The organism is Arthrobacter humicola (assembly GCF_022803015.1).
Lineage (GTDB): Bacteria > Actinomycetota > Actinomycetes > Actinomycetales > Micrococcaceae > Arthrobacter > Arthrobacter humicola_A.
Genome location: NZ_JAFKON010000011.1, coordinates 63,060 through 88,043 on the forward strand (window position 1 = coordinate 63,060; position 24,984 = coordinate 88,043).

The 24,984-nt window shown below is 68.7% G+C and carries 22 protein-coding genes; 12 read left to right on the forward strand and 10 right to left on the reverse strand.

The window, feature by feature from the left end:
- Positions 1-36: 36 nt before the first annotated feature.
- Together rplT and ARTB_RS18280 are read left to right on the forward strand one after the other, a co-directional pair.
- On the forward strand, positions 37-507 hold the full coding sequence (gene rplT, locus ARTB_RS18275; RefSeq protein WP_028277244.1) for a 50S ribosomal protein L20: 471 nt from the start codon (positions 37-39) through the stop codon (positions 505-507).
- 65 nt (positions 508-572) lie between these two features.
- On the forward strand, positions 573-1,469 hold the full coding sequence (locus tag ARTB_RS18280) for a TrmH family RNA methyltransferase (protein WP_243181775.1): 897 nt from the start codon (positions 573-575) through the stop codon (positions 1,467-1,469).
- 149 nt (positions 1,470-1,618) lie between these two features.
- On the opposite strand, the gene ARTB_RS18285 is transcribed toward ARTB_RS18280, so the two are convergent.
- The gene (locus ARTB_RS18285; RefSeq protein ID WP_028277246.1) at positions 1,619-1,888 is read right to left on the reverse strand and encodes a GlsB/YeaQ/YmgE family stress response membrane protein; all 270 of its coding nucleotides are present in this window, start codon (positions 1,886-1,888) and stop codon (positions 1,619-1,621) included.
- Between the two features lie 229 nt (positions 1,889-2,117).
- Here ARTB_RS18285 and ARTB_RS18290 point away from each other — a divergent pair, with 229 nt between their 5' ends.
- Entirely contained in the window at positions 2,118-3,038 is a 921-nt protein-coding gene (locus tag ARTB_RS18290) for a cation diffusion facilitator family transporter (RefSeq protein ID WP_028277247.1), read from the forward strand.
- Between the two features lie 240 nt (positions 3,039-3,278).
- Here the strand turns inward: ARTB_RS18290 and ARTB_RS18295 are convergent, their stop codons facing one another.
- Entirely contained in the window at positions 3,279-4,487 is a 1,209-nt protein-coding gene (locus tag ARTB_RS18295; protein ID WP_028277248.1) for an MFS transporter, read from the reverse strand.
- Positions 4,488-4,681: 194 nt separating this feature from the next.
- Between ARTB_RS18295 and ARTB_RS18300 the strand changes: the two genes are divergently transcribed.
- From ARTB_RS18300 to ARTB_RS18315, 4 genes are all read left to right on the forward strand, one after another.
- Positions 4,682-5,146 (forward strand): (deoxy)nucleoside triphosphate pyrophosphohydrolase, encoded by a 465-nt coding sequence (locus ARTB_RS18300; protein ID WP_308197254.1) that lies wholly within the window; start codon positions 4,682-4,684, stop codon positions 5,144-5,146.
- An 88-nt stretch (positions 5,147-5,234) separates the two neighbouring features.
- Positions 5,235-6,377 carry an NAD(P) transhydrogenase subunit alpha gene (locus tag ARTB_RS18305; protein ID WP_243181776.1) on the forward strand — a complete coding sequence of 381 codons (1,143 nt, stop codon included), beginning with the start codon at positions 5,235-5,237 and terminating at the stop codon, positions 6,375-6,377.
- A complete protein-coding gene (locus tag ARTB_RS18310) occupies positions 6,377-6,760 on the forward strand; it encodes an NAD(P) transhydrogenase subunit alpha (protein WP_243181777.1) in 384 nt (127 codons plus the stop codon). Before ARTB_RS18305 ends, ARTB_RS18310 begins: the two co-directional genes overlap by 1 nt.
- The gene (locus tag ARTB_RS18315; RefSeq protein WP_028277251.1) at positions 6,757-8,130 is read left to right on the forward strand and encodes an NAD(P)(+) transhydrogenase (Re/Si-specific) subunit beta; all 1,374 of its coding nucleotides are present in this window, start codon (positions 6,757-6,759) and stop codon (positions 8,128-8,130) included. The genes ARTB_RS18310 and ARTB_RS18315 overlap by 4 nt, the downstream gene beginning before the upstream one ends.
- 94 nt (positions 8,131-8,224) lie before the next feature.
- Here the strand turns inward: ARTB_RS18315 and ARTB_RS18320 are convergent, their stop codons facing one another.
- Complete coding sequence (locus tag ARTB_RS18320) at positions 8,225-9,361, reverse strand: Rv2578c family radical SAM protein (RefSeq protein ID WP_243181778.1); 1,137 nt, start codon at positions 9,359-9,361, stop codon at positions 8,225-8,227.
- 104 nt (positions 9,362-9,465) lie between these two features.
- Positions 9,466-9,768 (reverse strand): helix-turn-helix domain-containing protein, encoded by a 303-nt coding sequence (locus ARTB_RS18325; RefSeq protein ID WP_028277253.1) that lies wholly within the window; start codon positions 9,766-9,768, stop codon positions 9,466-9,468.
- A 63-nt stretch (positions 9,769-9,831) separates the two neighbouring features.
- Here ARTB_RS18325 and map point away from each other — a divergent pair, with 63 nt between their 5' ends.
- Together map and pcp are read left to right on the forward strand one after the other, a co-directional pair.
- Positions 9,832-10,614 (forward strand): type I methionyl aminopeptidase, encoded by a 783-nt coding sequence (gene map / locus ARTB_RS18330; protein WP_243181779.1) that lies wholly within the window; start codon positions 9,832-9,834, stop codon positions 10,612-10,614.
- A 109-nt stretch (positions 10,615-10,723) separates the two neighbouring features.
- Complete coding sequence (gene pcp / locus ARTB_RS18335) at positions 10,724-11,365, forward strand: pyroglutamyl-peptidase I (protein ID WP_243181780.1); 642 nt, start codon at positions 10,724-10,726, stop codon at positions 11,363-11,365.
- Between the two features lie 82 nt (positions 11,366-11,447).
- Here the strand turns inward: pcp and ARTB_RS18340 are convergent, their stop codons facing one another.
- Both ARTB_RS18340 and ARTB_RS18345 read right to left on the reverse strand, forming a co-directional pair.
- On the reverse strand, positions 11,448-12,086 hold the full coding sequence (locus tag ARTB_RS18340; RefSeq protein ID WP_243181781.1) for an SIMPL domain-containing protein: 639 nt from the start codon (positions 12,084-12,086) through the stop codon (positions 11,448-11,450).
- A 1-nt stretch (position 12,087) separates the two neighbouring features.
- Positions 12,088-12,558: a hypothetical protein gene (locus ARTB_RS18345; RefSeq protein ID WP_028277257.1), complete on the reverse strand. Its 471-nt coding sequence runs from the start codon at positions 12,556-12,558 to the stop codon at positions 12,088-12,090.
- Positions 12,559-12,811: 253 nt separating this feature from the next.
- Here ARTB_RS18345 and pheS point away from each other — a divergent pair, with 253 nt between their 5' ends.
- From pheS to ARTB_RS18360, 3 genes are all read left to right on the forward strand, one after another.
- Complete coding sequence (gene pheS / locus ARTB_RS18350; RefSeq protein ID WP_028277258.1) at positions 12,812-13,873, forward strand: phenylalanine--tRNA ligase subunit alpha; 1,062 nt, start codon at positions 12,812-12,814, stop codon at positions 13,871-13,873.
- A gap of 2 nt (positions 13,874-13,875) precedes the next feature.
- Entirely contained in the window at positions 13,876-16,419 is a 2,544-nt protein-coding gene (gene pheT, locus ARTB_RS18355) for a phenylalanine--tRNA ligase subunit beta (RefSeq protein ID WP_243181782.1), read from the forward strand.
- A 129-nt stretch (positions 16,420-16,548) separates the two neighbouring features.
- On the forward strand, positions 16,549-17,211 hold the full coding sequence (locus ARTB_RS18360; RefSeq protein WP_243181783.1) for a 4'-phosphopantetheinyl transferase family protein: 663 nt from the start codon (positions 16,549-16,551) through the stop codon (positions 17,209-17,211).
- A 20-nt stretch (positions 17,212-17,231) separates the two neighbouring features.
- Here ARTB_RS18360 and ARTB_RS18365 read toward each other — a convergent pair whose 3' ends face one another.
- The 4 genes from ARTB_RS18365 to ARTB_RS18380 all read right to left on the reverse strand — a co-directional run bounded on the left by ARTB_RS18365 (position 17,232) and on the right by ARTB_RS18380 (position 24,984).
- Positions 17,232-18,656 (reverse strand): M1 family metallopeptidase, encoded by a 1,425-nt coding sequence (locus tag ARTB_RS18365; RefSeq protein WP_243181784.1) that lies wholly within the window; start codon positions 18,654-18,656, stop codon positions 17,232-17,234.
- Positions 18,657-18,705: 49 nt separating this feature from the next.
- A complete protein-coding gene (locus tag ARTB_RS18370) occupies positions 18,706-22,638 on the reverse strand; it encodes a Pls/PosA family non-ribosomal peptide synthetase (protein ID WP_243181805.1) in 3,933 nt (1,310 codons plus the stop codon).
- 113 nt (positions 22,639-22,751) lie between these two features.
- Positions 22,752-23,717 (reverse strand): quinone oxidoreductase family protein, encoded by a 966-nt coding sequence (locus ARTB_RS18375; RefSeq protein WP_028277261.1) that lies wholly within the window; start codon positions 23,715-23,717, stop codon positions 22,752-22,754.
- A 163-nt stretch (positions 23,718-23,880) separates the two neighbouring features.
- Entirely contained in the window at positions 23,881-24,984 is a 1,104-nt protein-coding gene (locus ARTB_RS18380) for a fatty acid desaturase family protein (RefSeq protein ID WP_243181785.1), read from the reverse strand.

Sequence of the window (24,984 nt, forward strand, 5' to 3'; positions counted from 1 at the left end):
ACGCTTGGGATCAGAAATTTTCTAAGGAGTACGCACGTGGCACGTGTGAAGAGGGCGGTTAACGCCCACAAGAAGCGCCGGGTTATCCTCGAACGCGCAAAGGGTTACCGCGGACAGCGTTCACGCCTGTACCGCAAGGCAAAAGAGCAGCTGCTGCACTCGTTTGTGTACAGCTATGGTGACCGCAAGAAGAAGAAGGGCGACTTCCGCCGTCTTTGGATCCAGCGCATCAACGCTGCATCCCGCGCCAACGGCCTGACCTACAACCGCCTGATCCAGGGCCTGAAGGCCGCTGAGGTTGAGGTTGACCGCCGTATGCTGGCCGAGCTGGCCGTTTCCGACGCCAACGCCTTCGCCGCGCTGGTCAAGGTCGCCAAGGACTCGCTGCCTGCCGACACGTCCGCTCCGGCCGTCCAGGCTGAGGCTGCTCCGGCTCCCAAGGCTGCCAAGAAGGCTCCCGCGAAGAAGCCTGCTGCCAAGAAGGCCGCCGACGAGGCTGCAAAGTAGTTCCTCCCGCAGTTGAAAGACTGCCTCGTTCAAGAGCCGGCTGGAATAGCCACTAAGGTTCTTATATGAACGAAACCGGGCGCCCGCAAGACTTTCCACTCTCCAACCCCCGAGCTGATCGGATGAGGAAGGTGGCACAGCTTGCCGGGCGCCCGGCCCGTTTAAAGCGTCGCGAGTTCCTGGCCGAAGGCCCGCAGGCGGTCCGAGAGGCCTTGGTCCTGCACCGGAAGAAGATCGCCGCGGGGGAGCCCGGCATCGTCTATGAGGTGTACGCCACCGAGGCCTGCCTGGACCGCCACCCGGAGCTGGAGCAGCTGGCCGAGGGAACCCACGCGCACCTCGCAACCGACGAAGTGATCGCTGCGATGGCGGACACCGTCACCCCACAGGGCATCGTCGCCGTCTGCGGCTTCCTGGACGTCAGCCTTGAGCACGTGCTCGACGCCGGCCCGCGGCTGATTGCCGTCCTGTGCCAGGTCCGCGACCCCGGCAACGCCGGCACCGTGCTGCGGGCGGCCGACGCCGCCGGCGCCGACGCCGTCATCCTGACCGGCTCGAGCGTGGACATCTACAACCCCAAGGCCGTGCGGTCGACGGCGGGTTCCCTGTTCCACCTGCCCGTCGTCCTCGGCGCGGAGGTCGAGGAAGTCGTGGCCCGCTGCCGGGAGCGTGGCGTCGGCGTGCTGGCCGCGGACGGCAAGGGACAACTGGACCTGGACCGTCTCCAGGACGAGAACGCCGCCCGCCGCCTGGGGGCCTCCGCCGCCGAATCGGTGTACGCGTTGGAACAGCCGACCGCCTGGCTCTTCGGCAACGAGGCCCAAGGCCTGTCCGAGGACGAGATCGCGCTGGCCGACCACCGGGTGGCCGTGCCGGTGTACGGGGAAGCGGAAAGCCTGAACCTCGGCACCGCAGCCACCGTCTGCCTGTACGCCAGCGCCCGCTCCCAGCAAACCCCCTAGCCGCCCGGCAGGAAACCAGCGGGTCCGGCAGGAATTCCTGTCCAAAAAAAGCAGGCCAAACGAACGGCGGGGCCCACCGAATGGTGAGCCCCGCCGTCGTACTGTCACTGCCGCCCCCACACAAAGTGTGCGGCCAGTGCCTTGAAGAATTAGGTGGTGGTCTTGTTGCGCCCTGTGATGGCGCCGTAGATGAGCGCGGCCGCGAGGCCACCGACGATGGCCAGGAGCCAGGAACCGAGATTCCAGAATTCCATCTTGCCGCCGCCGAACAGCAGGTCCCCGATCCAGCCGCCAACAATTGCGCCGACGACGCCGAGCACGAGGCTGGTAACCCAGCCGCCACCGACCCTGCCGGGCAAGAGTGCCTTGACGATTGCACCCACTATGAGTCCGAGAATGATCCAGCCAAGAAAGCCCATGTCTCCTCCTACATATTTTTCGGCATCCAAATTGTGAATACCGAATATGGCTTCAAGCTAACATAGGGCGGATTGCTTGTCAGCAGGGGACTACCCAATCGTTACGTGGCAGCGTTGGTCCCGCCGCGGTTCGGCGCCGGCCCGGAAACCGGTACGGTATTCCTTGTGGGCGCTGGGTTCTTCCGGTGTTCGCATACACCCCGGAAGAACCCCATAAGGAGAAGCTCACGTGGCTGCAAATGGCGGTACCAAGGCGATTCTCGCGGCGCTGGCCGCAAACCTGACCATCGCCGTTTTGAAGTTCGTCGCCTACTTTCTGACGCTGTCCTCGTCCATGCTGGCCGAGGCGATTCACTCCCTCGCAGACTCCGGCAACCAGCTGCTGCTCCTGCTCGGCGGCAAACGCGCAAAGCGGGAAGCCAGCCCCGAGCACCCTTTCGGCTACGGCCGCGAGCGTTACATCTACGCCTTCATCGTTTCGATTGTGCTTTTCAGCGTCGGCGGCCTGTTCGCACTGTACGAGGCCTGGGGAAAAATCCAGCACCCGCACGCCATCGAAGGGGACTTCTGGTGGGTGCCGCTGGCCGTCCTGATCGGCGCGATCATTGCCGAGTCCTTCTCGTTCCGGACAGCGATCATCGAATCCAACCCGCTCCGCGGGAAGCAAAGCTGGGTTAAATTCATCCGCAACGCCAAGCAGCCTGAACTCCCGGTCATCCTGCTCGAGGATTTCGGTGCCCTCGTGGGCCTGGTGTTCGCGCTCTTCGGCGTGGGCCTGACGCTCCTGACCGGGAACGGCATCTGGGACGCCCTCGGCACCGCGATGATCGGTCTGCTGCTCGTGTCGATCGCCGTGGTCCTGGCCATGGAAACCAAGTCGCTGCTGCTGGGCGAGTCGGCCACCCGCGATGACGTCGCCAAGATCCGCAGCGCGATCGAGGCCGGCGGCACCAGCATCATTCACCTCAAGACCATGCACCTTGGCCCTGAGGAGCTCTTGGTGGCGGCCAAGATCAGCATCGGCCGCTCGGACTCGGGCCAGGACATAGCGAAGGCGATTGATGACGCGGAGGTCCGGGTCCGCGAAGCCGTCCCGATTGCCCGGGTCATCTACCTGGAACCGGACGTGCAGCGCGTCAGCGCCCCCTGAGCCGCCCGGCCCCTAGGGAGAACGGAAGCCACTAGGATAACGGCAGCCGACAGATGGAACGGCGGCCCCTCAACAAAACAGCAGTCCGGTCCAGTGCTTCACTGGACCGGACTGCTGTTCTTTTTGGAGAATTTGGGCGCTGGTACCTCGGTCTCGGCCTCTGCCTCTTCCTCTGCCGTTGCCGTGGCTGTTCTGCCGGGGTACCTCTGCCGCGGCTGTTGCGCCGCGGCGGCGGGGTGGCTAGGAGGCCAGCGGCCGCCGGCGTTCTACGGCGCCGCTGAAGGCGGCGACCCCGAGCCCCAGCACGGCCAGGACGGCGCCCACGAGCGCGGGGGCGACGTAGCCCCAGCCCCAGGCGATCACCAGGCCGCCCAGGAAGGCACCGAGGGCGTTGGCGACGTTGAGCGCAGCATGGTTCAGCGAGGAGGCCAGCGACGGTGCATCCGGGGACGCATCGAGTAGCCTCGTCTGCAGGGCGGGAACGAGCATGGACCCTGCGGCGCCAACGACGAACACCATGACCAGCGCGGACCAGGCCCAGTGGACGCCCACGGCATAAACCACGAGTGCCACCGCCGTGCCGGGCAGGACCCAGTAAATCGTGCCCATGACGGACTTGTCGGCGATCCGGCCGCCAACGATGTTGCCCACCACCATGCCCACGCCGTACAGCGCCACGACCAGCGGCAGCCAGACCGCCGGGAGGCCGGCGACGGAGGTCATGGTGTGCGAAATGTAGGTGTAGGTCGCGAAGAACCCGCCGAAGCCGACGATGCCGACCAGGATGGCAAGCCACACCTGCAGCCGCTTGAGCGCGCCGAGCTCCCTGCGGAAGCTGGCATCGGCGTGTGGTTTCTGGAACGGGACAAACTTCCACAGCATGAAGAGCGTAATGATGCCGATCAGGCCCACCAGCAGGAACAGCAGCCGCCACCCGTAGCTCTGGCCCAGCCAGGTGGCGAAGGGGACGCCAATGACGTTGGATACTGTCAGCCCCGCCATGACCATCGAAATGGCCCAACCCCGCTTGGTCGGCGCCACCAGGGAGGCGGCAATCACGGCCGCGACCCCGAAGAAGGCGCCGTGGGGGAGTCCCGCGGCGAACCGGGACACCAGCATGGAGCCGTAGTCCGGGGCGAGGAAGGAACTGAGGTTGGCGACGCTGAAGAAGAGCATGAGCCCGAGGGCCAGATACTTCCGCGGGAGTTTGGCTCCCACCGCGGCCAGCACCGGCGCGCCGATCACGACGCCGAGGGCGTAGGCCGAAATCAGGTGACCTGCCTCGGGCGTGCTGATGTTCAGGCCCTGTTCGATCTCCTTGAGCAGGCCCATCATGGTGAATTCCGTGGTGCCGATGCCAAAGCCGCCCATCGCGAGGGCAATGATTGCCAGGGCAACGTGACGGGTGCCGGTCTTGGTCGGCGCCGGGGCGTGTGTGGTGGTTGTCATTCGTCTTTTCGGAGAGATTTTCCGGGAGAGACCGGATGGATCGGACAGATAAATATGCTTTTAAGAACCGGGAGGGGGCGCCGAATATTCCGGAAGGTGTCGTGGCGGCCGCCTCCACCATTGTCCCCTACCTGAGCCGGCCCCGGCCCCCGGCCTCGGGCGCCGGACCCTGCGCCCGCCTTAGACTTGAGGGCGTGACTGGACTCATAGGCGTCGTTGGCGGCGCAGTAGTGGACTCGCTGGCCGACCCGGGCATGCTCCTTGTGGCCCGGCGCACGGCGCCGCCGCAGTTTGCCGGAATGTGGGAGTTCCCGGGCGGAAAAGTCGAAGCAGGAGAGGCCGCCGAGGACGCCTTGCACCGCGAGCTCCAGGAAGAACTGGGCGTGCTGGTGCGGCTCGGGGCGGAACTGCCCGCGGAAACCGCCGCGGGCTGGCCGCTCAACGCGAAGGCGGCGATGAGGGTCTGGTTCGCGGAGCTCGCGCAGGGAGAACCCCGGCCGCTGGAGGACCATGACGAATTGCGCTGGCTCGACCTCCGCAATCCGGCAGGGGTCCTGGACCTGCCGTGGATCCCGGCGGACCTCCCCATCGTCGAGGCCCTCCTGGCGGCTGTGCAGGCCACCGGGACTCGCGGAGTGGAAGCGGGGCTGGGCCGCTGACCGGACTCGCCGCCGCGCTTCGGGAGCCCGCCTCTCGCCAAACCGTCAGGCATGTGCCTACTCTGATCCCAACCGAGAGGAGTGGCCCGTGCAGGTCGGTGTCGGACGAGAGCAGCGAGCCGGAGAACGTCGCGTCGCGGCCACACCGGAGACGGCCCGGCAGCTGACAGCGCTCGGGCTCCATCTCCTGGTCGAGAGCGGTGCCGGCACCGAAGCAGGCTTCGCCGACGCCGCTTTCAAGGAGGCCGGCGCGACGGTGATCTTCGAGCTCCCGTTCGAGGCCCTGGACGTCCTGTTGCATGTCCGCCCGCTCACCCCGGAGGCCGCGGCCCGGCTGCGGCCCGGCACCGTCACCATCGGGCTGGCTTCGCCGTCCTCGGAACTGCCAACCGTCCGGGCACTCGCCGCGGCCGGGATCACCTCTTTCGCCCTGGAGCTGCTTCCGCGGATCTCCCGGGCGCAGTCCATGGATGCGCTCAGCTCCCAGTCCCTGGTCACGGGCTACCGCGCCGTGCTGGAAGCCGCCGTCCGCTACCCGCGGTTCTTCCCGCTCTACATGACCGCCGCCGGTACCATCCCGCCGGCGAGGGTGCTGGTCCTTGGCGCCGGCGTCGCCGGGCTGCAGGCAATAGGCACGGCGAAGCGGCTCGGCGCCCGGGTCTCGGCCAACGACATCCGGGCCGCCTCCGCCGAGGAAGTCGCCTCGATGGGTGGCACCTTCATCAACCTGGACATCGATGCGGCGGCAGACGGAGCCGGAGGCTACGCCCGTGCCCTCGGCGAGGACCGGGCGCAACGCCAGCGCAGCCTCCTGGCCCCGCATGTCGCGGCGGCGGACGTCCTGATCACGACGGCCGCCATCCCCGGCCGGGCCGCTCCCTTGCTGGTGACCACCGCCATGGTGGCCGGCATGCGGGCGGGGTCTGTCGTCGTCGACCTCGCCGCGGAGTCCGGAGGCAACGTCGAAGGCGTGATCGCCGGCCAGGACGTGCAGGTGCCGGTCGACGGCGGATCGGTCACGCTCGTGGGTTTGCAGGACGCGGCATCCGCCATGCCCTCGGACGCGTCCCGGCTTTTCGCCCGGAACGTCAGCAACTTCCTCGCGCTCATGACCGACTGCGGGTCGGTGGCCCCGGACTTCGACGACGACGTGGTCGCCGGAACGTGCCTGACCCACGGCGGCACGGTGCGGCACGCCCCCACCGCGGAAGCATTGGAAAGGGAGGCGTGATGGGCCCCATCGTGTTGCTGACCGTGGTGGTTCTCGCGGTGTTCGTTGGCTTCGAAGTCGTCTCCAAGGTCACCAGCAAACTGCACACGCCGCTCATGTCCGGCGCCAACGCCATCCACGGCATCATCCTGGTCGGCGCCATCATCGTGGCCGGACAGGCCAGTGACCCGTGGGTCCTCGGCATCGCGCTCCTGGCCGTCGTCCTGGCCACCGTCAACCTGGTGGGCGGCTTTGTGGTCACGGACCGGATGCTGGAGATGTTCAGCGCCCACAAGCGGACACGCATCCCCGCCTCAAGCGGCGCCGCCAAGGCTGGCGGAGCCGCGGGCGAAGGACACCCCGGCGAGGGGAGCTCCGCCGACGCGGCGGGGGAGTCCAAATGAGCCTCCTGAGCCCCGAATGGACAGCCCTGCTCTACCTTGTGGCCGCCGTCTGCTTCATCCTGGCGCTCAAGGGACTCAGCTCGCCACGAACGGCCCGCCGCGGCAACGCTATCGGCGCGGCCGGGGCGCTCCTCGCCGTCGTCACCGTCTTCCTCTCCGCGCGGCTGGAGAATGTTCCGCTCATCCTCGCGGCCATCGCCGTGGGGTCCGCGATTGCCTTCCCCGTGGCACGGCGGGTGCAGATGACCCAGATGCCCCAACTCGTGGCGCTCTTCAACGGCGTCGGGGGCGGGGCCGCGGCGCTCGTCGCCGTGCTGGAACTTGGCCACCAGGAAGATCCCTGGGTCCGCCTGGCCGTGGTCTTCACCATGCTGGTGGGGGCGGTGTCCTTTGCCGGCTCCGCGGTGACCGTGGGCAAGCTGCAGGAGCTCATCAGCACCCGTCCGCTGCTGTTCCCCGGGATGCCCTGGGTGATGGGGGCCGTCCTGCTGGGGGCGGTCTTCTCAGGAGCTCTGGTGGTCGTGACCGGGTCGCTGGGCTGGTCGCTCGCATTGCTGGGCCTGGGCCTCGCGGCCGGGCTGCTCCTGGTGCTGCCCGTGGGCGGGGCGGACGTGCCGATCGTGATCTCCCTGCTGAATGCGTTCACGGGGCTGGCGGTGGCAGCGTCGGGCGTGGTCCTGGGCAATGTCCTGCTGCTGGTCGCCGGGACGCTCGTGGGCGCGAGCGGCACCATCCTGACCAAGGTCATGGCCTCGGCCATGGGGCGCGGAGTCGGCGGAATCATGTTCGGGGCGTTCAAGGGCGGCTCGACGGCGGGTTCCACCGCCCTGAGCGACCGGCCAGTGCGTTCCTCGTCCCCGGAGGACATTGCCGTCCAGCTCGGCTACGCCCAGCGGGTGGTGATCGTTCCCGGTTATGGGCTCGCCGTGGCCCAGGGCCAGCACACTGTGGCGGAGCTTGCCACGGCCCTGGTCGCGCGCGGCGTGGACGTCGTGTTCGCCATCCATCCCGTGGCGGGACGCATGCCGGGCCACATGAACGTGCTGCTGGCCGAGGCCAACGTGCCGTACGAGTCACTGCGGGAGCTCGCGGAAGTCAACCCCGAATTCGCGACCACGGACATCGTTCTGGTAGTCGGGGCCAACGACGTCGTCAACCCGGCGGCCAAGTCCTCGCCGGGTTCGCCGATTTACGGGATGCCGATCCTGGAAGTGGTGCAGGCCCAGCAGGTCGTGTTCCTGAAGCGGTCCATGCGCCCGGGGTTTGCCGGCATCGAGAATGAGCTCCTGCACGATCCCAAGACCACCCTCCTGTTCGGCGACGCCAAGGATTCGCTGGCGAGGGTGCTCGGCGCGGTCAAGGCGCTCTAGGCATCCTGCGCCCGGCGGCTCAGGGCGCTTTCCGCTCCGGCAGCCCTGCTGCGCAGGGGACCCATGGCTCCGTGTGCTTGAGGTGGAGCGGACTTCAAAACAGTGTGGGCTGGGCCGTGCCGGAACGGGCAGCGCCAGCGTGGCGTGGGCTTGCGTGCCCCGCGGTGTCCGGGATGCTCCCGGCCGGGTACTGGGCTTCTTCCTCCCGGGCGTTGTCATGGTCGCTGCCCCCGTCAAGGTGCCGGTGGCTGAAGCCCTGCGAGCCGGAGAAGCCGTGCAGGTCCTTGAAATGCCGGACCCGTCCTGCCAGCCACGCGCGGTATTCCTTGGATGCGTATGACCCGCTGCCGTACAGGCGGCGGTACTTGCCCGCCAGTTGCGGATGTTCCCGGGCGATCCACTGCATGAACCATTCACGAGTGCCCGGCTTCAGGTACAGCGCACCGGCCGTGACCCCTGTGGCGCCGGCCGCCGCGAGGGCCCCGAAGAGGGAATCGAGGGCCTCATCACTGTCGGAGAGCCACGGCAGGATGGGCATGGCCATGACGCCGCAGGGCAGGCCCGCTTCCCGCAGACGGGAGATGAGCTTCAGCCGGGCCCGTGGCCCAGGCGTGCCAGGCTCCACGGCCTCGGACAGCTGCCCGTTGGTCATGGCCAGCGAGATGCCCACCCCGACCGGCACTTGCGCCGCCGCATGCTTGAGGAGCGGGATGTCCCGGGCCAGGAGCGTGCCCTTGGTGAGGATGGACAGGGGAGTGCCGGAATCGGCCAGGGCACCAATGATGCCGGGCATGAGCTGGTAGCGGCCCTCGGCGCGCTGGTAGGGGTCGGTGTTTGTGCCAAGGGCCACGTGCTCGTGGCGCCAGGACGGCTTGGCCAGTTCCTTGCGCAGGACTTCGGCGGCGTTGATCTTGACCACCACTTGGCTGTCAAAGTCCAGGCCGGCGTCGAAGTCAAGGTAGGTGTGGCTCTTCCGGGCAAAGCAGTAGACGCACGCATGGCTGCAGCCGCGGTAGGGGTTGATGGTCCAGTCGAACGGCATCCGGGAACCGGCGACCACCTTGTTGAGCACCGATTTGGCGGTGACCTCATGGAAGGTGATCCCGGCAAATTCCGGGGTGGAGACCGTCCGCACGAGTCCGGCCAGCGGCAGCAGGGCAGCCGTGGGCGAAGCGGCGGAAACGGCGGCCGGGGAATCGCCGCGCTCAAGTGCTTGTGCGTCCCATCTCATGCCTACATTCGAATATATGTTCGACTGAATGTCAAGGATGCTGACGGGCGAGGCGGCGGCCGGTTGCAGCATGGGGCGGCCTGTGCAGCTGCGGGGATCGGGGCTTACGAAGCCAGCCGCTCACGGGCGTTGTGATCAGGGCCGGTCGGTTCAGTGGCGCGTTTGGTCTGGTTGACCTCGGCCCACACCGCATCGAGGGAGAGTCCGAGGACGCCGGCGATAGCGGCGATGGTCGGGAAGGCGGGGGTCGCTACGCGGCCCGTCTCGATCTTCCGGAGGGTCTCCGGTGAGACGCGTGCATCGAGTGCGATGTCGAGCATCGAGCGTTCCCCCCTGGCGCGGCGCAACAGGGCGCCGAGGCGCTGTCCGCGCTCGATCTCTGCGAATGTGAGGGGCAACCTGACCATGGCTTCGATTATACCGGGATAATATGACCGGTATAGTTATTGGACACGTGAGAAAGGCGCCGCATGATCGAGATCCTGAATCCCACCGAACTTGCCCGGGCCAAAGAAACAGGCGCCCTTGTAGCTGACATCCTGCAGACGCTGAAGAACCGCAGCACGGTCGGCGCGAACCTCCTGGACCTCGACCGATGGGCGCAGGCCATGATCGCCGAGGCTGGTGCGCAGTCCTGTTATGTCGACTACGAGCCGTCCTTCGGCCGCGGGCCGTTCGGACACTACATCTGCACGGCCGTCAACGACGCCGTGCTCCACGGACTCCCACGCGACTACACGCTGGCAGACGGCGACCTGCTGACACTCGACCTCGCCGTCTCCAAGCGGGGATTCGCAGCAGACTCCGCCATCAGCTTCATCGTGGGCGACTCAAAGCCCCCGGGAAGCGTCGCGATGATCAGCGCGACCGAGCGCGCGCTCGGCGCAGGGATAGCCGCTGCCCGGCCCGGAGCCAGGATCGGCGACATCTCCCATGCCATCGGCTCGGTCCTTGGCGAGGCGGGGTACCCGATCAACACCGAGTTCGGGGGCCATGGCATCGGATCGACCATGCACCAGGACCCGCACATTCCCAACACCGGACGGCCGGGCCGTGGCTACAAGCTGCGCCCCGGGCTGCTGCTCGCACTGGAGCCATGGGTCATGGCCGACACCGCTGAACTCATCACCGACGCCGACGGGTGGACGCTCCGAAGCGCGACCGGCTGCCGGACAGCACACAGTGAGCACACGATCGCCATCACCAACGACGGGGCCGAAATCCTCACCCTGCCGACGCGGACACACGCATGAGGCCGGAGCGACACATGCCCCGGCGGCCAAGTGTGGACGGGGCCGGGTCGAGGGTGCCGCGGGGTGCCGCCTTACCGCGGCAGTGGGAGGGCGTTGTTAGGCTGGGGCGATGATTCTCCTGACCGGGTTTGAGCCATTTGGCGGCGATACGGCCAATCCGTCGTGGGCAGCGGCCCGTTCGGCGGCACGGCTGCTCCAATCCGAAGGGCTGGATGTCCAGGCGGTGGAATTGCCATGCGTCTTCGGCGAGTCGGCCAAGGTGCTGGCGGAGGCCCTCGAGCGTTTCACGCCGGAGCTTGTGCTGTGCGCCGGCCAGGCCGGCGGGAGGGCGCGCATCTCGCTGGAACGGGTGGCCATCAATTGTGACGACGCCCGGATTCCGGACAATGCCGGCAATCAGCCCGTGGACGAAGCCGTGGTCCCGGGCGGACCGGCAGCCTATTTCACGTCGCTGCCGGTCAAGGCGGCGCTCGCGGCGTTGAGCGCAGAGCAGATCCCGGCCGAAGTGTCCCAGAGTGCCGGGACCTATGTCTGCAACCATGTCTTCTACGCGCTCATGCACGCCCTGCGGCTACGTCCGGGCACCAGGGGAGGCTTTGTCCACGTCCCCTACGAGGACACGCAGCTTCCGGCCGGGAGCAGTGCCCCCTCGCTGCCGGCCGCCCAGATGGCGGCGGCGCTCGCCGTCGTCGTGCGCACTGCACTGGCGACGACGGCGGATCTAAAGCTCCCTGCCGGCGCAACCCACTAGCCCCAGCCGGTCATCCGGCGCCCGAGCCGGTGGCGGCCGCCGTCGGCGACGCGAAACAACTGCTCCCGCAATTACTGGGCAATCAGTCGAGCAGTTCCCAGACGACGCCGATGGTGGCAGTGACCCCCGACTCACCGGCCTCGACGGTGAGTGAGGTCACGGCCACTTCCCGCTGCATCTTCGCCACGGGGATCGGCGCCTGGAAACCGGTGTGCTGGGTGAGGGACAGGACCCTGCCCAGCCCGGTTCCCGCGAGGGCGGCATAGTGCTCGGCGGTGGTGCGGGCGTCCTGCCAGGCGGCCTCACGGGCCCGGGCTTCGACGGCCGAGGAGTCGGCGAAGCCGAGGGTCAGCCCGTTCAGCCGGACGGCGTCGCCGCCGGCAGCAACCGCCGCGGCAAGGACCTGCGAGGACGCGGACAGCTCGCGGATCCTGACGGTGAGCGTGCTGGAGGCCAGGTAGCCGGTCACGGTCTGGCCCCGGCCATCCTGCCAGTTCAGCTCGGCCCGGACGTTCAGCCCGGAAGTGGACAAGTCCGCGCTGTCCACGCCGCGCTGCCGGAGCTCCGACGTGATGGCGGCCGACCGTGTTCCGGCCTCGCTGTAGGCCTCGGCCACGGTCTCGCGGCGGCATTCAATGCCGATCGACACGGTCAACAGGTCCGGCACCGCCTCGGCGCTGCCGGTTCCTGCAACGGAGATGCTTCGGGGGCTGTCTGTCATGTCAGGCCTCGTAACGTTCAGGGGCGGTCACGCCCAATCTGCGGTGCGTGCGTGGTCTGGTCCCGGGCAGGCCGGGCAGGGGGTAGCCGCCTGCTTCCAGGCCGGCGTGGCGCTCGAAGATGTTGGCGCTGCCCGGGTTGCCCGTGCGCCAGAGGGACCAGCCGGCGGCTATGAAGTACAGCGGAAGGAAGGGCAGCCCGAGGCACCAGGCATATTGGGTGCTGTGGCGCTCCTCGTGGCCCAGCAGCACTGGATTGGCGCGGGCGGATTCCGGTCCGGTTCGGAAGAGGATCACGTTGCCCACGGTGAAGGCCGCAGCAAACGGCAACCGCCAGCGGTAGCGGCCCGCGATCAGCAGTCCGCGCGGACCGGAGCTGACGGTTGTCCGCGCACAGGCTGCCAGCAGCAGGCCCAGCAGGGTGGAGCCGTTGAGCAGGTTGGCGATCTGGCGAAGCCGTTGTCCGGGCGTCATGAGGCCATGGTAGCCGGGGGTGTGCCCGGCAGTCAGGGGGCCGCCGGGATGTCCCGTGCCCTTGGAATTCCGGCGTAAGCGTGCCAGGGGCGGCCGGCACCGCGGCGTCACGTGCGGGGCGGCCATTGCCATGCCGCCGACGGCCGTCTACTAGACTGGGGACAGTGACCACAAGCCTTGCCGAGAACCTGCGCCGCGCCCTGTGCCCGGCGCACGCTGTTGGCATGATCCGACTCGTAGCTAAGAACAGTAGATGACTGAAACTTTGCCGGACGCAGCCGTCCCGAATCCTCTGGATGAAGCCGCCATTACCGCCGCCGTAGACCAGGCCGTTGCCGCCATCGCCGCCGCAGCGACCCTCGATGAACTCAAGGCCGTGCGCCTCGCCCACACGGGCGAGAAGTCCGCCCTGAGCCTCGCCAACCGTGAGATTGGCGCGCTGCCCAAGGACCAGAAGGCCGCCGCCGGCAAGCTCATGGGCGCCTCGAGGGGACGGGTCAACAAGGCGCTCGCGGACCGGACGGTCGCGCTCGAGGCCGAGAACGACGCGCGGATCCTCGTCGAAGAGACCGTGGATGTCACGGCAGCGCCGCGCCGGCGCACGGCCGGTGCACGCCACCCGCTGTCCACGCTGCAGGACCGCGTGGCGGACATCTTTGTCGGCATGGGTTGGGAAATTGCCGAAGGGCCCGAGGTCGAGTCCGAATGGTTTAACTTCGATGCCCTGAACTTCAAGCCGGACCACCCCGCCCGCGACATGCAGGACACGTTCTTCGTCGAGCCGCCCGAGGCCCACCTGCTCATGCGCACGCACACCTCGCCGGTGCAGGTCCGCTCCATGCTGGAACGGGAGCTGCCCATCTATGTGTTGTGCCCGGGCAAGGTGTTCCGCACGGACGAGCTCGACGCGACGCACACCCCCGTGTTCCACCAGTTCGAAGGCCTGGCCATCGATAAGAACCTGAGCATGGCGGACCTTCGCGGCACGCTGGAGCACTTCGCACGCCAGATGTTTGGTGCGGAAGCCCAGATCCGGCTGCGCCCGAACTATTTTCCGTTCACCGAGCCGTCCGCGGAGCTGGACATTTGGCACCCGGGCGCCAAGGGCGGCCCCAGCTGGATCGAGTGGGGCGGCTGCGGCATGGTCAACGCCAACGTCCTGCGCGCGGCCGGGATCGACCCGGACATCTATTCAGGCTTTGCCTTCGGCATGGGCATCGAACGCACCCTCATGTTCCGCAACGAGGTTGGCGACATGCGCGACATGATTGAAGGCGACGTACGTTTCAGCGAGCACTTCGGGATGGAGATCTAACAGTGCGTATCCCACTTTCCTGGCTGCGCGAATTCGCGCAGGTACCGGCCGAAGCATCGGCCGAAGACGTCATGGCCGAACTCGTCAAGGTCGGCTTTGAAGAAGAAGCCGTCCACCGACCCACGGACACCCTTCGTGGGCCGATCGTCGTGGGCCAGGTCCTGAGCATCGTCAAGGAGCCCCAGACCAACGGCAAGACCATCAACTGGTGCCAGGTCCGGGTTGTCCCCGAGGGCCGCGAGCAGACCCTCACGGGCGAGGGCATCGACCCCTCCGGCGTGCAGGGCATCATCTGCGGCGCCCACAACTTCGTCGAGGGTGACAAGGTGGTGGTCACCCTCCCGGGCGCAGTGCTGCCGGGCGACTTCCACATCTCCGCGCGCAAGACCTACGGGCACCTCTCTGCCGGCATGATCGCCTCCGTCCGTGAGCTTGGCATCGGTGAGGACCATGACGGCATCCTGGTGCTGTCCCGGATCGGCCTCGACCCGGAACTGGGCACCGACGCGATGGAACTGCTGGGCCTCTATGACCAGGCGGCCGAGATCAATGTGACGCCGGACCGCGGGTACGCGTTTTCCATCCGCGGCGCAGCCCGTGAATACGCGCACGCCACCGGCACCGTGTTCACGGACCCGGTCTCCAAGGTCCAGGTTCCGCAGTCGCTCTCCGGCGGCTACGGCGTCAAGCTCAACGACGACGCCCCCATCTACGGCAAGCCCGGCTGCGACCGTTTCGTGGCCCGCACCGTGCGCGGTGTGGATGCCACCCGGCCCACCCCGCTGTGGATGACCTCCCGTCTCCGGCTCGCCGGCATCCGGTCCATCTCCCTGCCGGTGGACATCTCCAACTACGTCATGCTCGAGCTCGGGCAGCCGAACCACTGCTATGACCTGGACAAGCTGGCCGGCGACATCGTGGTCCGGCGGGCCACAGCGGGGGAGAAGATCACCACCCTGGACGACAAGGAGCGCACGCTCGACGTCGAGGATCTGCTGATCACGGACGAATCCGGGCCCATCGGAATCGCCGGTGTCATGGGAGGCGCCCACACCGAAGTCTCGGACACCACCACGAACGTCCTGGTCGAGGCCGCGCACTTCGACGAGGTCTCGATCGCCCGCGCACGCCGCCGGCACAAGCTGCCGTCCGAGGCGTCCAAGCGCTTTGAACGCGGCGTGGACTGGCAGGTGGCCGACGTGGCCGCCCAGCGTGTGGTGGACCTGCTGGTCGAACTCGCCGGCGGAACGGCCGACGAGGCCGGGACCGACGTCGGGACCGCGCCGGACGCCGTCACCATCGAACTGCCGGCAGAGTACGCGGCAGCCCGGATCGGGATCGACTTCACCGAGGAACAGATCCTGAGTTCGCTCGAGGACCTCGGCGCCGTCGTTGCCAGGACCGGTAACGGCTATACGGTGACCGCCCCGAGCTGGCGCCAGGACCTCGAGACCCAGGACGACCTGACCGAGGAAATCGCCCGGCTGATCGGCTATGACAAGATCCCGGCGACCCTGCCGGTGGCGCCCCCGGGCCGTGGCCTGACCCGCGTCCAGCAGCAGCGCCGCCGCCTGATTCAGGCCCTCGCCGACGCCGGACTCACCGAGGTGCTGGCGTATCCGTTCGTCTCGAAGTCCGCCAATGACACCTTTGGCGTCCCCGCCGAGGGTGCGGAGCGCAAGGCCCTCAAGCTGGCCAACCCGATCAGCGAGGAGCACGGCTTCCTGCGGACCTCCGTGCTGCCGGGCCTGATCGAGGTGGCCAAGCGCAACCACTCCCGCGGCTTCCGCGACCTCGCCCTCTTCGAGGCCGGGCTCGTGTTCCTGCCGGGCGAGAAGCTTGGCACCTCCGCGATTCCGCCGCTCGGCGTCAAGCCCGGCGACGACGTGCTTGATGCCCTGTACGACGGCGTCCCGGACCAGCCGCTGCACCTGGGCGCTGTGCTCACTGGGCACGACTCTCCCGCTGCCCCGGGCCACGCCCCGCGGGCCTGGGACTGGGCAGACGCGGTGGACATCGCCCGGATCGCCGGCGACGTGCTCGGCGTCGAGCTCCTGGTCACGCAGGGCCGGCATCAGGCCTTCCACCCGGGCCGGGCGGCGCAGCTTGAACTGCGCACCGGCGAAGTGGTGGGCTTCGCCGGCGAGCTGCACCCGAAGCTGCTGGCGGCGCACGACATGCCGGCCCGTTCCGTGGCACTGGAATTGAACGCCGACGCCCTCTTCGAGGCCGCCGCCGACGTGATCGTGGCCCGGCACATCTCGACGTATCCGGTGGCCACGCAGGACGTGGCCCTGGTAGTGGCGCAGGATGTCCCGGCGGGGGAGGTGCTGGCTGCGCTGCGTGAAGGCGCCGGCGAGCTGCTCGAGGACGTCGCGTTGTTCGACGTCTACGCGGGCAAGGGCATCGAGGCAGGCAAGAAGTCGCTGGCGTTCAGCCTGCGCTTCCGCGCCGACGACCGCACCCTGACGGCGGACGAGGCCTCGGAGGCCCGTGAAGGTGCCGTGGCCGCCGCCCACGAACGATTCGGAGCGGTGCAGCGCTGAGGACTGCGCTGCTCACGGCGCAGACGTTTCTGAAAGGGGCGGGTCATGGCATCACACCTTGTTGTGCGTGCCTGCCCGCCCTTTCGCGTTCCCGGCGACCCCCGTGGTCCCAGGGACCTGGGGGCGCCCGTGGACGCGGCACCAGCCCTCTATCCGGAACCGGAGCTGGAATGCGACTCGCGCTCCCTGCTGGACGGGGCCGAACTCGTCCGGGCCCGGGCCATGACCCCGCGGACCCGGGAGGACTTCCTGTACGGGCGGCTCGCGCAGCGCCGGTTCGCCGCCGGCTTGCTCGGCGTTCCGGCGTCGGATCTCACCGCCTGGTACAGCTGCCCACGGTGCGGCACCGGCGCGGACATCTCACACGGCCGGCCCGGCTACCTGCTCCGGGGCCAGGCTGCGCCGCTGCTGCTGAGCCTGTCCCGTGCGGCCGGCTGGACGCTACTGGCCGGGGTCGTGGACCCGGACCCGGGTGAGCAGCTGGGCATCGACGTCGAGGATCCGGCCCGGGCGGACTTCGACGGGTTCGACGACGTCGTGTTGACCCCGGCGGAACAACGGCACCTCGCCGGGCTGGCCGGCACCGCGCTGCTGCAGGGCAGGGCGCGCCTGTGGGCGCGCAAGGAGGCCTGGCTCAAAATGCTGGGCACCGGGCTGCAGACGGCCCCGGACACCCTGGACGTGCTGGCGCCGGCAGTGAACGGCCGCGCAGGGCTCCGGGACCTGCCGCCGGCAGAGACAGGCCTGCCCGCTGACCTGGTGGCCGCCGTCGCCCTGGCGGTCCTTCCCTAGTCAGGGCTCCGCGCCCCTGATCAGATCTTGGGCGGCGTTGCCTGCGGGAGCGGCGGCAGGGCGTCGGCGAACAGCCAGGGGTGCAACAGGGCCTCTGCGTCCAGGCCCGTCGTGTGGGCGGCCGCGACGATGAAGTCGGCGGTGGTCACGGTGCCGTGCCGGAAGCGGTCCGTCCAGTCGTGCAGCAGGGCGAAGAACGCCAGGTCGCCGCAGCGTACCCGCAGGGCGTGCAGGGCCAGGGCGCCGCGTTTGTAGACCCGGTCGTCAAACATCAGTTCCGGGCCGGGGTCGCCCACCATCAGGTCCTGCGGGGCAGCAGCGAGCTTGCGCCAGGCGGCGCGCGCGCGGGCCGCCGCCGACATGATGCCGGCCTCTTCAGACCAGATCCATTCCGCGTAGCAGGCAAAGCCCTCGTGCAGCCAGATGTCCCTCCAGGTCGCAGTGGTCAGGGAGTTCCCGAACCACTGGTGGGCGAGTTCGTGGGCGATCATCCGCTGTGATTCCCAGTCCTGCCGCAGATGGTTGGGCCCCAGGATGGACAGTGTCTGCGCTTCCAGCGGGATTTCCAGGACGTCGTCGGTGACCACCACCGTGTACTCCGGGAACGGGTACGGCCCAAAGCAGTTCGTGAAGGTCCGCATCATGTCGGGCTGGCGGGCCAGGGCGGCCCGGGCGCCCGCCTGCAGCGACGCCGGCACGGCCACATACTGCGGAACGTGCCCTGAGGGCCGGTCGGCATTGAGGGTCAGGAGCTCGTAGCGGCCGATCTGGACCGTGGCCAGGTACGTGGCCATGGGTTCGGCCTGCTCAAAGACCCACGTCACGCGGCTGGCCCTGCTGGTGCGGGAGAGCATCACCCCGTTGCACACGGCCCGGTAGTTCGCATCGGTGGTCACGGTGATGAGGTAAGTCGCTTTGTCCCGCGGGTGGTCATTGCACGGAAACCAGGAGGCTGCCCCGTTGGGCTGCCCGGCGACCAGCACCCCATCGGAGAGCTCTTCCCAGCCCACTTCGCCCCACACACCGCGGCGCGGCGCGGGGTACCCCTCATAGCGGATGTCCAGCGTGAAGGCCTCGGTGGCGAGCAGCGGGTTGTCGGGGTAGACAACGAGCTGCTCTGCCCGCTGCGTGAACCGGCGTACCCTGCGCCCGTTGAGCTGGATCTTCGTGGCCCGCAAGCCGGCCAGGTCCAGGACGATCGCCGACGTCGGGAGCTGCGTGATGGCGTGCAGGACGGCGTGCCCGGCAAGGCGGTTGCTGCTGACGCGGTAGTCCAGATCGAGTTCATACCGGGTGACGCGGTAGGCATTGGTCCCGTGGCCGGGCATATAGGGGTCCGGGGCGCCGGCTTCCGGGCTCGTCGCCCGGCTGATTTCGCGGCTGATTTCCCCGCTGATGTCCCCGCGGGCGGCGGCGCCGCTGCTGCTTGGTGCGCTGGTGCTCAATGGACGGACCTTCGGTTGTGGTGCTGGTGGACGTGCGCAGGCGCCGGGCCTAACGGGGCCCGGCCGGCGGTGCCGGCCCGTCCCAGGGGCTGACCGGATTGCCCATCCAGTACGTCCCGGCAGGGACGGTTTCGCCCCGCATGACGAGGGACGCCGGCCCCACCGTGCCGCCGCTGCCGATCCTGGCCTGCGGCAGGATGACGCCGTGCGGGCCCATGGTGGCTCCGTCATCGAGCGTAACAGTGTCGATGCTCATGACACGGTCATGGAACAGATGGGTCTGGACCACGCACCCGCGGTTGACGGTCGAATTCCTGCCGAGGGTGACGAGGTCCGCCTCCGGCAGCCAGTAGCTTTCGCACCAGGTCCCGGCACCGATTTTCGCGCCGAGTGCCCGCAGCCACCACACCAGCGCCGGTGTCCCCGTGGCGGCGCGCGCGAACCACGGGGCGCTGACCATCTCAATGAACGTGTCCACTACCTCGTTCCGCCAAATGAAGGAGCTCCACAGCGGGTGCTCGCCGGGGCGGATGCGGCCCACCAGCAGCCACTTGGCCACGACAGCACTGCCCGCGGCCGTGGCCCCGGCGAGCAGGATCACCACCCCGCTCAGGAGAGCGGCGACTCCGTAGTTGAACAGGGCCGCCATCGCGTCGAACGCGAGCATCACACCGACGGCGATGACGACCGTCAGCATGACCGGGACGAACCGGCACAGCTCCCACAGGGCGCGCGCGACCTTCAGCCTCCGGGGCGGCTGGTAGGTCCGCGTGTCGTCCGAGGCGATGGCGGTGCGCCGCAGCCGCACCGGCGGGCTGCCGAGCCACGAGGTGCCGGACTTCGCCTTGGCCGGCGTCGCGGACAACACCGCCACGAGGGAGTTCTTGGGCACGCTGCGCCCGGCCGCCGTCATGCCCGAGTTGCCCAGGAAAGACCGCTTGCCGATCTTGGCCGGGGCTATGTGCATCCAGCCGCCGTCGAGTTCGTACGACGCCACCATCGTGTCGTCGGCCAGGAACGCGCCCTCGCCCACGGTGGTCATCCGCGGGATCAGCAGCACTGTCGAGGCCTCCACGTTGCGGCCGACCTTCGCACCGAGAAGCCGCAGCCAGACCGGCGTAAAGAGGCTGGCGTAGATCGGGAACAGCAGATCCCGGGCCAGATCCAGTACCCGCTCGGTCGCCCAGACCTGCCACCCGATCCGGCTCCGGACCCGGTAGTAGCCTTCAGCGAGGCCGACGCTGAGGAGCCTCGTCGTGGCCAGGATCAGCAGCAGGTTGGTCAGGAACCATGCCAGCGCCGCCAGCGGGATCGAGAGCGCTATGCCGGGCAGGGCCGCGGGCAGGGAGGAGCTGCCCTGGATGAACGCGAAGATCACCAAGCCCGCGACGGCAGCGGAGACGTAGGGGATGAGCGCCAGCATGGCGGAGGCGGCGGCGAAACCGGCGAACCACAACCGGCCCATCAGCCGGTGCTCGTCCGGGGAGTCCGGCCACGAGTGCCGGGCCTTGCCACGGCGCTCGGCCGGCGACCCGGCCACGAGCTGGCCCGCCTTGACCTTGCCGATCACAGCGGAACCCGGCTCCACCTGCGCCCCGGCACCCACCGTGGCTCCCGGCATCAGCGTGCTGCGGGCCCCCACGCTTGCGCCGGGGCCAATCCGGATGGCGCCGATGTGGACACGGTCGCCGTCGATCCACCAGCCGGACAGATCGACTTCGGGCTCGATATTGGATCCTGTGCCGAGGGTCAGCAGCCCGGTGACGGGCGGCAGCGAGTGCAGCTGGACGTTCTCGCCGATCTTCGCCCCGAGCGCTTTCGCGTAGTAGGGCACCCAGGGCGCGCTGGCGAGGCTGATGGCGCCGGCGAGGTCCTGGATCTGTTCCGCGAGCCAGAGCCGGAGGTGCACCCGCCCGGACCGGGGATAGGTGCCAGGCACCACGTTGCGCAGCAGGATGCGGGCGGCGGCGACGGAGAGCAGCATCCGCCCGGCGGGACTGACGAAGACCAGCCAGGAAGCTCCCACCCACCACCATGAGATCGTTGGCGCGGCGCTGAATCCGGCGACGGCGGCCAGCAGGTTGTTGGCTGCCATCAGATAGGTCAGCCAGCGCATGCCGACCAGGATGTGCAAGGGAACGCCCAGGAGCGTCTGGAAGGCCTGCGACTTCCGCGCGGTGGGCCGGACGGTGCGCTCCTGGGCAGCGACGGCACCACCCTCCGGCAGCGACTGCCGGGCCTCGTCCACCAGGGCGCCCACCCGGGGTGTCGCGTAGATATCGGCCACCGTGATGGTGGGATAGCGGACGCGGAGGGCGGACACGAGCTGCGCGGCGGCCAGCGAGCCGCCGCCGTAGGCGAAGAAGTCGGCATCGAGGCTGGTGACCGGGCTTCCCAGCACGGCGCTCCACTGCTCCACGATCCACTGCGCGTCCTCCGGCAGGTTCAGCGGGGCACCTTCGGCCTCCGCCGCTCCGGTTCCACTGAGCGGCCAGGGCAGGGCGTGGCGGTCCACTTTGCCGCTGGTCTTGGTCGGCAGCGAATCGACGAGCGTCAGCAGCGGAATGAGGGGCGCGGGCAGGCGTTCGCCCAGCAGTTCGCGGGCGGCTGCGAGGTCGATGTCACGGCCCGCGACGGCGGCAAGGTAGCCGACCAGGATCTGGTTGCCGGCCGCGGTGGTCTGCACGGCGGCCGCGGCGCCGGCGATATCCGGCAGGGACTGCAGGGCGGCGTCGATTTCGCCGAGCTCGATCCGGCGCCCGCCGAGCTTGACCTGCTCATCGGCGCGGCCCTGGAAAATGAGGCCTTCTGCTTCGTACCTGACGAGGTCGCCGGAGCGGTAGGCGCGCGGCCAGCCCAGGGACGGCATGGGGGCATATTTTTCCGCGTCCTTGACCGGGTCAAGGTACCGGGCCAGCCCGACGCCGCCGATGATCAGTTCGCCCACCCCGCCTTCGGCGACGGGCAGCGAATCGGCGTCGACGACGGCGAGGTCCCAGCCGTCCAGCGGCAGGCCGATCCGGATGGGGCCGGGCGCGCCGAGCTGCGCGGCGCACGCGACCACGGTGGCCTCGGTGGGCCCGTAGGTGTTCCATACTTCGCGTCCTTCGACGGCGAGCCGTTCGGCAAGGTCGGGCGGGCACGCCTCCCCGCCGAAGATCAGCAGCCGGACACTTTCCAGCGACTCCACGGGCCAGAGAGCGGCCAGTGTGGGGACGGTGGAGACCACGGTGATGCCGTGGCTGATGAGCCAGGGGCCGAGGTCCATCCCGGTCCGCACCAGCGCCCGGGGTGCCGGAACCAGGCAGGCGCCGTGGCGCCACGCGAGCCACATTTCCTCGCAGGAGGCATCGAAGGCAACGGACAGGCCAGCCAGCACCCGGTCCTGCGGACCCACCGGATCGGCCTGCAGGAAGATGCGGGCCTCGGCGTCCACGAACGCGGCGGCTGAGCGGTGCTGGACCGCGACGCCCTTGGGGGTGCCGGTGGAGCCGGACGTGAAAATGACCCACGCGTCGTCGTCGGGACCGGGCGGCCTCGCGTCGGGGAACGGGCGGGGGTGGTTGCTGTCCGTGACGATCTTCCCGCCGGCGCGGAGGATGCCGGCCACCCTCGCCTCCCCGAAGACCAGTTTGGCCCGCTCGTCGGGATCGTCGGCGTCTACGGGGACATACGCCGCACCAACCAGCAGCACCGCCAGGATCGAGACGTAGAGCTCGTTGGTGCCCGACGGGATCCGGACGCCGATCTTGTCGCCGGCACCCAGCCCGGCGAGGTGCAGTTTCCGGGCGGTGGCCCGGACCTCGTCCATGAGCTGGGCGTAGCTGAGCGAACGGTGGCCGTCGTCGAGCGCCGAAGCGTCCGGGTACCGGGCGGCAGTATCCCGGACGATGTCTATCAGCGTGCGCTCCGGCGGGGCGGAGAGGGCGCCCGGCAGCTGGGGCTCGTGGACGGTGAGACGGGGAGCGGGAAGACTCTGCACCGCACCGGCGTCGGGGGCTTCACTGGGGGTCAGTCGTTGCTCGGTCACTGGCGCATTGTCCCTGCAGGAGATGAACGGATGGTGTTGCCGTACGGCTTGGGGGACCGTGCAGCTTAGGGGACGAGGATGACTTTGCCGGTGGTGCGGCGCTGTTCAAGGTCCTCGTGGGCACGGGCCGCCTCGCCGAGAGGATAGCGTGCGCCGATCCTGACCTTGAGGCTGCCGTCGGCGGCGGCGGCAAAGACTTCGTCGGAGCGCCAGCGGCGTTCCCGGGCGTCGCGCAGGTAGTGGCCCATGGTGGGCCGCGTGAGGTACAGCGAGCCGCCGGCGTTGAGCCGCTGCGGGTCGAACGGCGGGACCGGGCCGGACGCTGCGCCGAAGAGGACCAGCATGCCCCGGATGCGCAGGGACGCCAGGGAGGCGTCGAAAGTGTCTTTTCCGACGCCGTCGTACACCACATCCGCGCCGGTGCCGTTGGTCAGATCCCGGACCCGGTCGGCGAAACCGTCGTAGCGCAGCACGTGGTCGGCGCCGGCTTCGCGGGCCAACTGCTCTTTCGCGTCTGTCGAAACGGTGGTGATGACATTGGCGCCCCTGGCCTTGAGCAACTGGATCATCAGGAGCCCCACGCCACCGGCGCCGGCGTGGAGCAGCACGGTGTGGCCGGACTCGACCTTGAAAGTTGAGTTGATCAGGTAGTGGGCCGTCACGCCCTGCAGCGGCAGCGCCGCGGCGGTGAAATCATCCAGGCCGTCGGGAACCGGGAGGGCCTTGTCCTCATCGACGAGTGCATAGCCGGCGTAGCAGTCAGCGCCCTCGGCCGTGGCCACCCGGTCACCGGGAGCAAACCCGGTGACGGCGTCGCCGACCTCCTCCACGGTGCCCGCGGCCTCGGAGCCGGGCGTGAAGGGGTAGCTGACCTTGTAGACGCCGCTGCGCTTGTAGGTGTCAATGAAGTTCACGCCCGCGGCCGCGACCTTGACCAGCAGCTGGCCGGGCCCGGGAACGGGTCGGGCTGTCTTGTCGAGTTCGAGGACCTCGGGGCCGCCGGCCTGGCGGGCGACGATTGCGTGCATCATGTGGCTCCTTTTCCGGGCGGGAATTCTGTCCCGGTCCCTGGGTCCATCCTAGGGACACCGGGGGTAACCATGAAGGGGCCTTCCGTAACCAGCCGTCACGTGATGTTTGGGCCGACGTGGCCCGGAGGCGGCAGGTCCTGCGCGGCCGGCGGCGGTCCGTCCTTTAGTAGCGGCGGGTTACCGTTGCCATCGGGCATTCGAAGTGGCGGCCCGCGGCGAGTCCGACGTCGTTGAGGTAGCGGACAATGATGGCGTAGGACTGCATCAGCGTGGTTTCCGTGTACGGGACCTGGTGCTTGGCGCAGTACTCGCGGACGATCTTGGCGGCCTGGTGCAGCTGCGGGCGGGCCATGTCCGGGAAGAGGTGGTGTTCGGCCTGGCGGTTGAGGCCGCCGAGCAGGATGTCCATGAAGCGGCCGCCCGAGATGTTCCGGGACGTCAGGACCTGGCGGCTGAAGAAGTCCACCCGGCTGTCCGCCGGCAGCACCGGCATGCCCTTGTGGTTCGGCGCGAAGGACGCGCCCATATAGAAGCCGAACACGGCGAGTTGGACGCCGATGAAGGCGAACGCCATGCCCAGCGGCAGGAAGGTGAACGCGAGGACCGGCAGGAGGCTGAGCCGGACCGCGAGGATCGGGATTTCGACCCAGCGGTGCGTGACCTTGGCCCGGCGGACGATGAATTTCACGGAATCGATCTGCAGTCCCAGGCCCACCAGGAACAGGAGCGGGAAGAAGAACCAGCCCTGCTTGCGGGTCAGGAACGCGAGGCGTCCCTGACGGTCGGCTACGGCTTCGGGGTGGAAGGCGATGGGGCCGGGCGCGATGTCCGGGTCCTTGGAGATGACGTTCGGGTGGTTGTGGTGCGCGCCGTGCTTCTGCTCCCACCAGGAGTAGCTGATCCCGGCCACGGAGGTGGCGAGCAGGCGTGCTGCCCAGTCGTTGGCACGGCGGGACGCGAAGATCTGCCGGTGCCCGGCCTCGTGGGCGAGGAAACTCAACTGCGTGCAGATGATGCCGAGGGCGGCGGCGATCAGGAGCTGGAACCAGCTGTCACCGATCAGCGCGAACCCGAACCAGGTGGCGGCCATCAGGAGCACCAGGCTGGCGAACACTGTGATGTAGAACCCGACGCGCCGTTCGAGGAGGCCGGCCGTCTTCACGCTCTTGAGGAGTTCCGAATAGCTCAGGACGACGGCGTTGGGCTGCCCGACCCGCGATGGCGGCCGCGCCGGCGTTTCGGCGGGAAGGGTGGAAGTGGCGGTCAT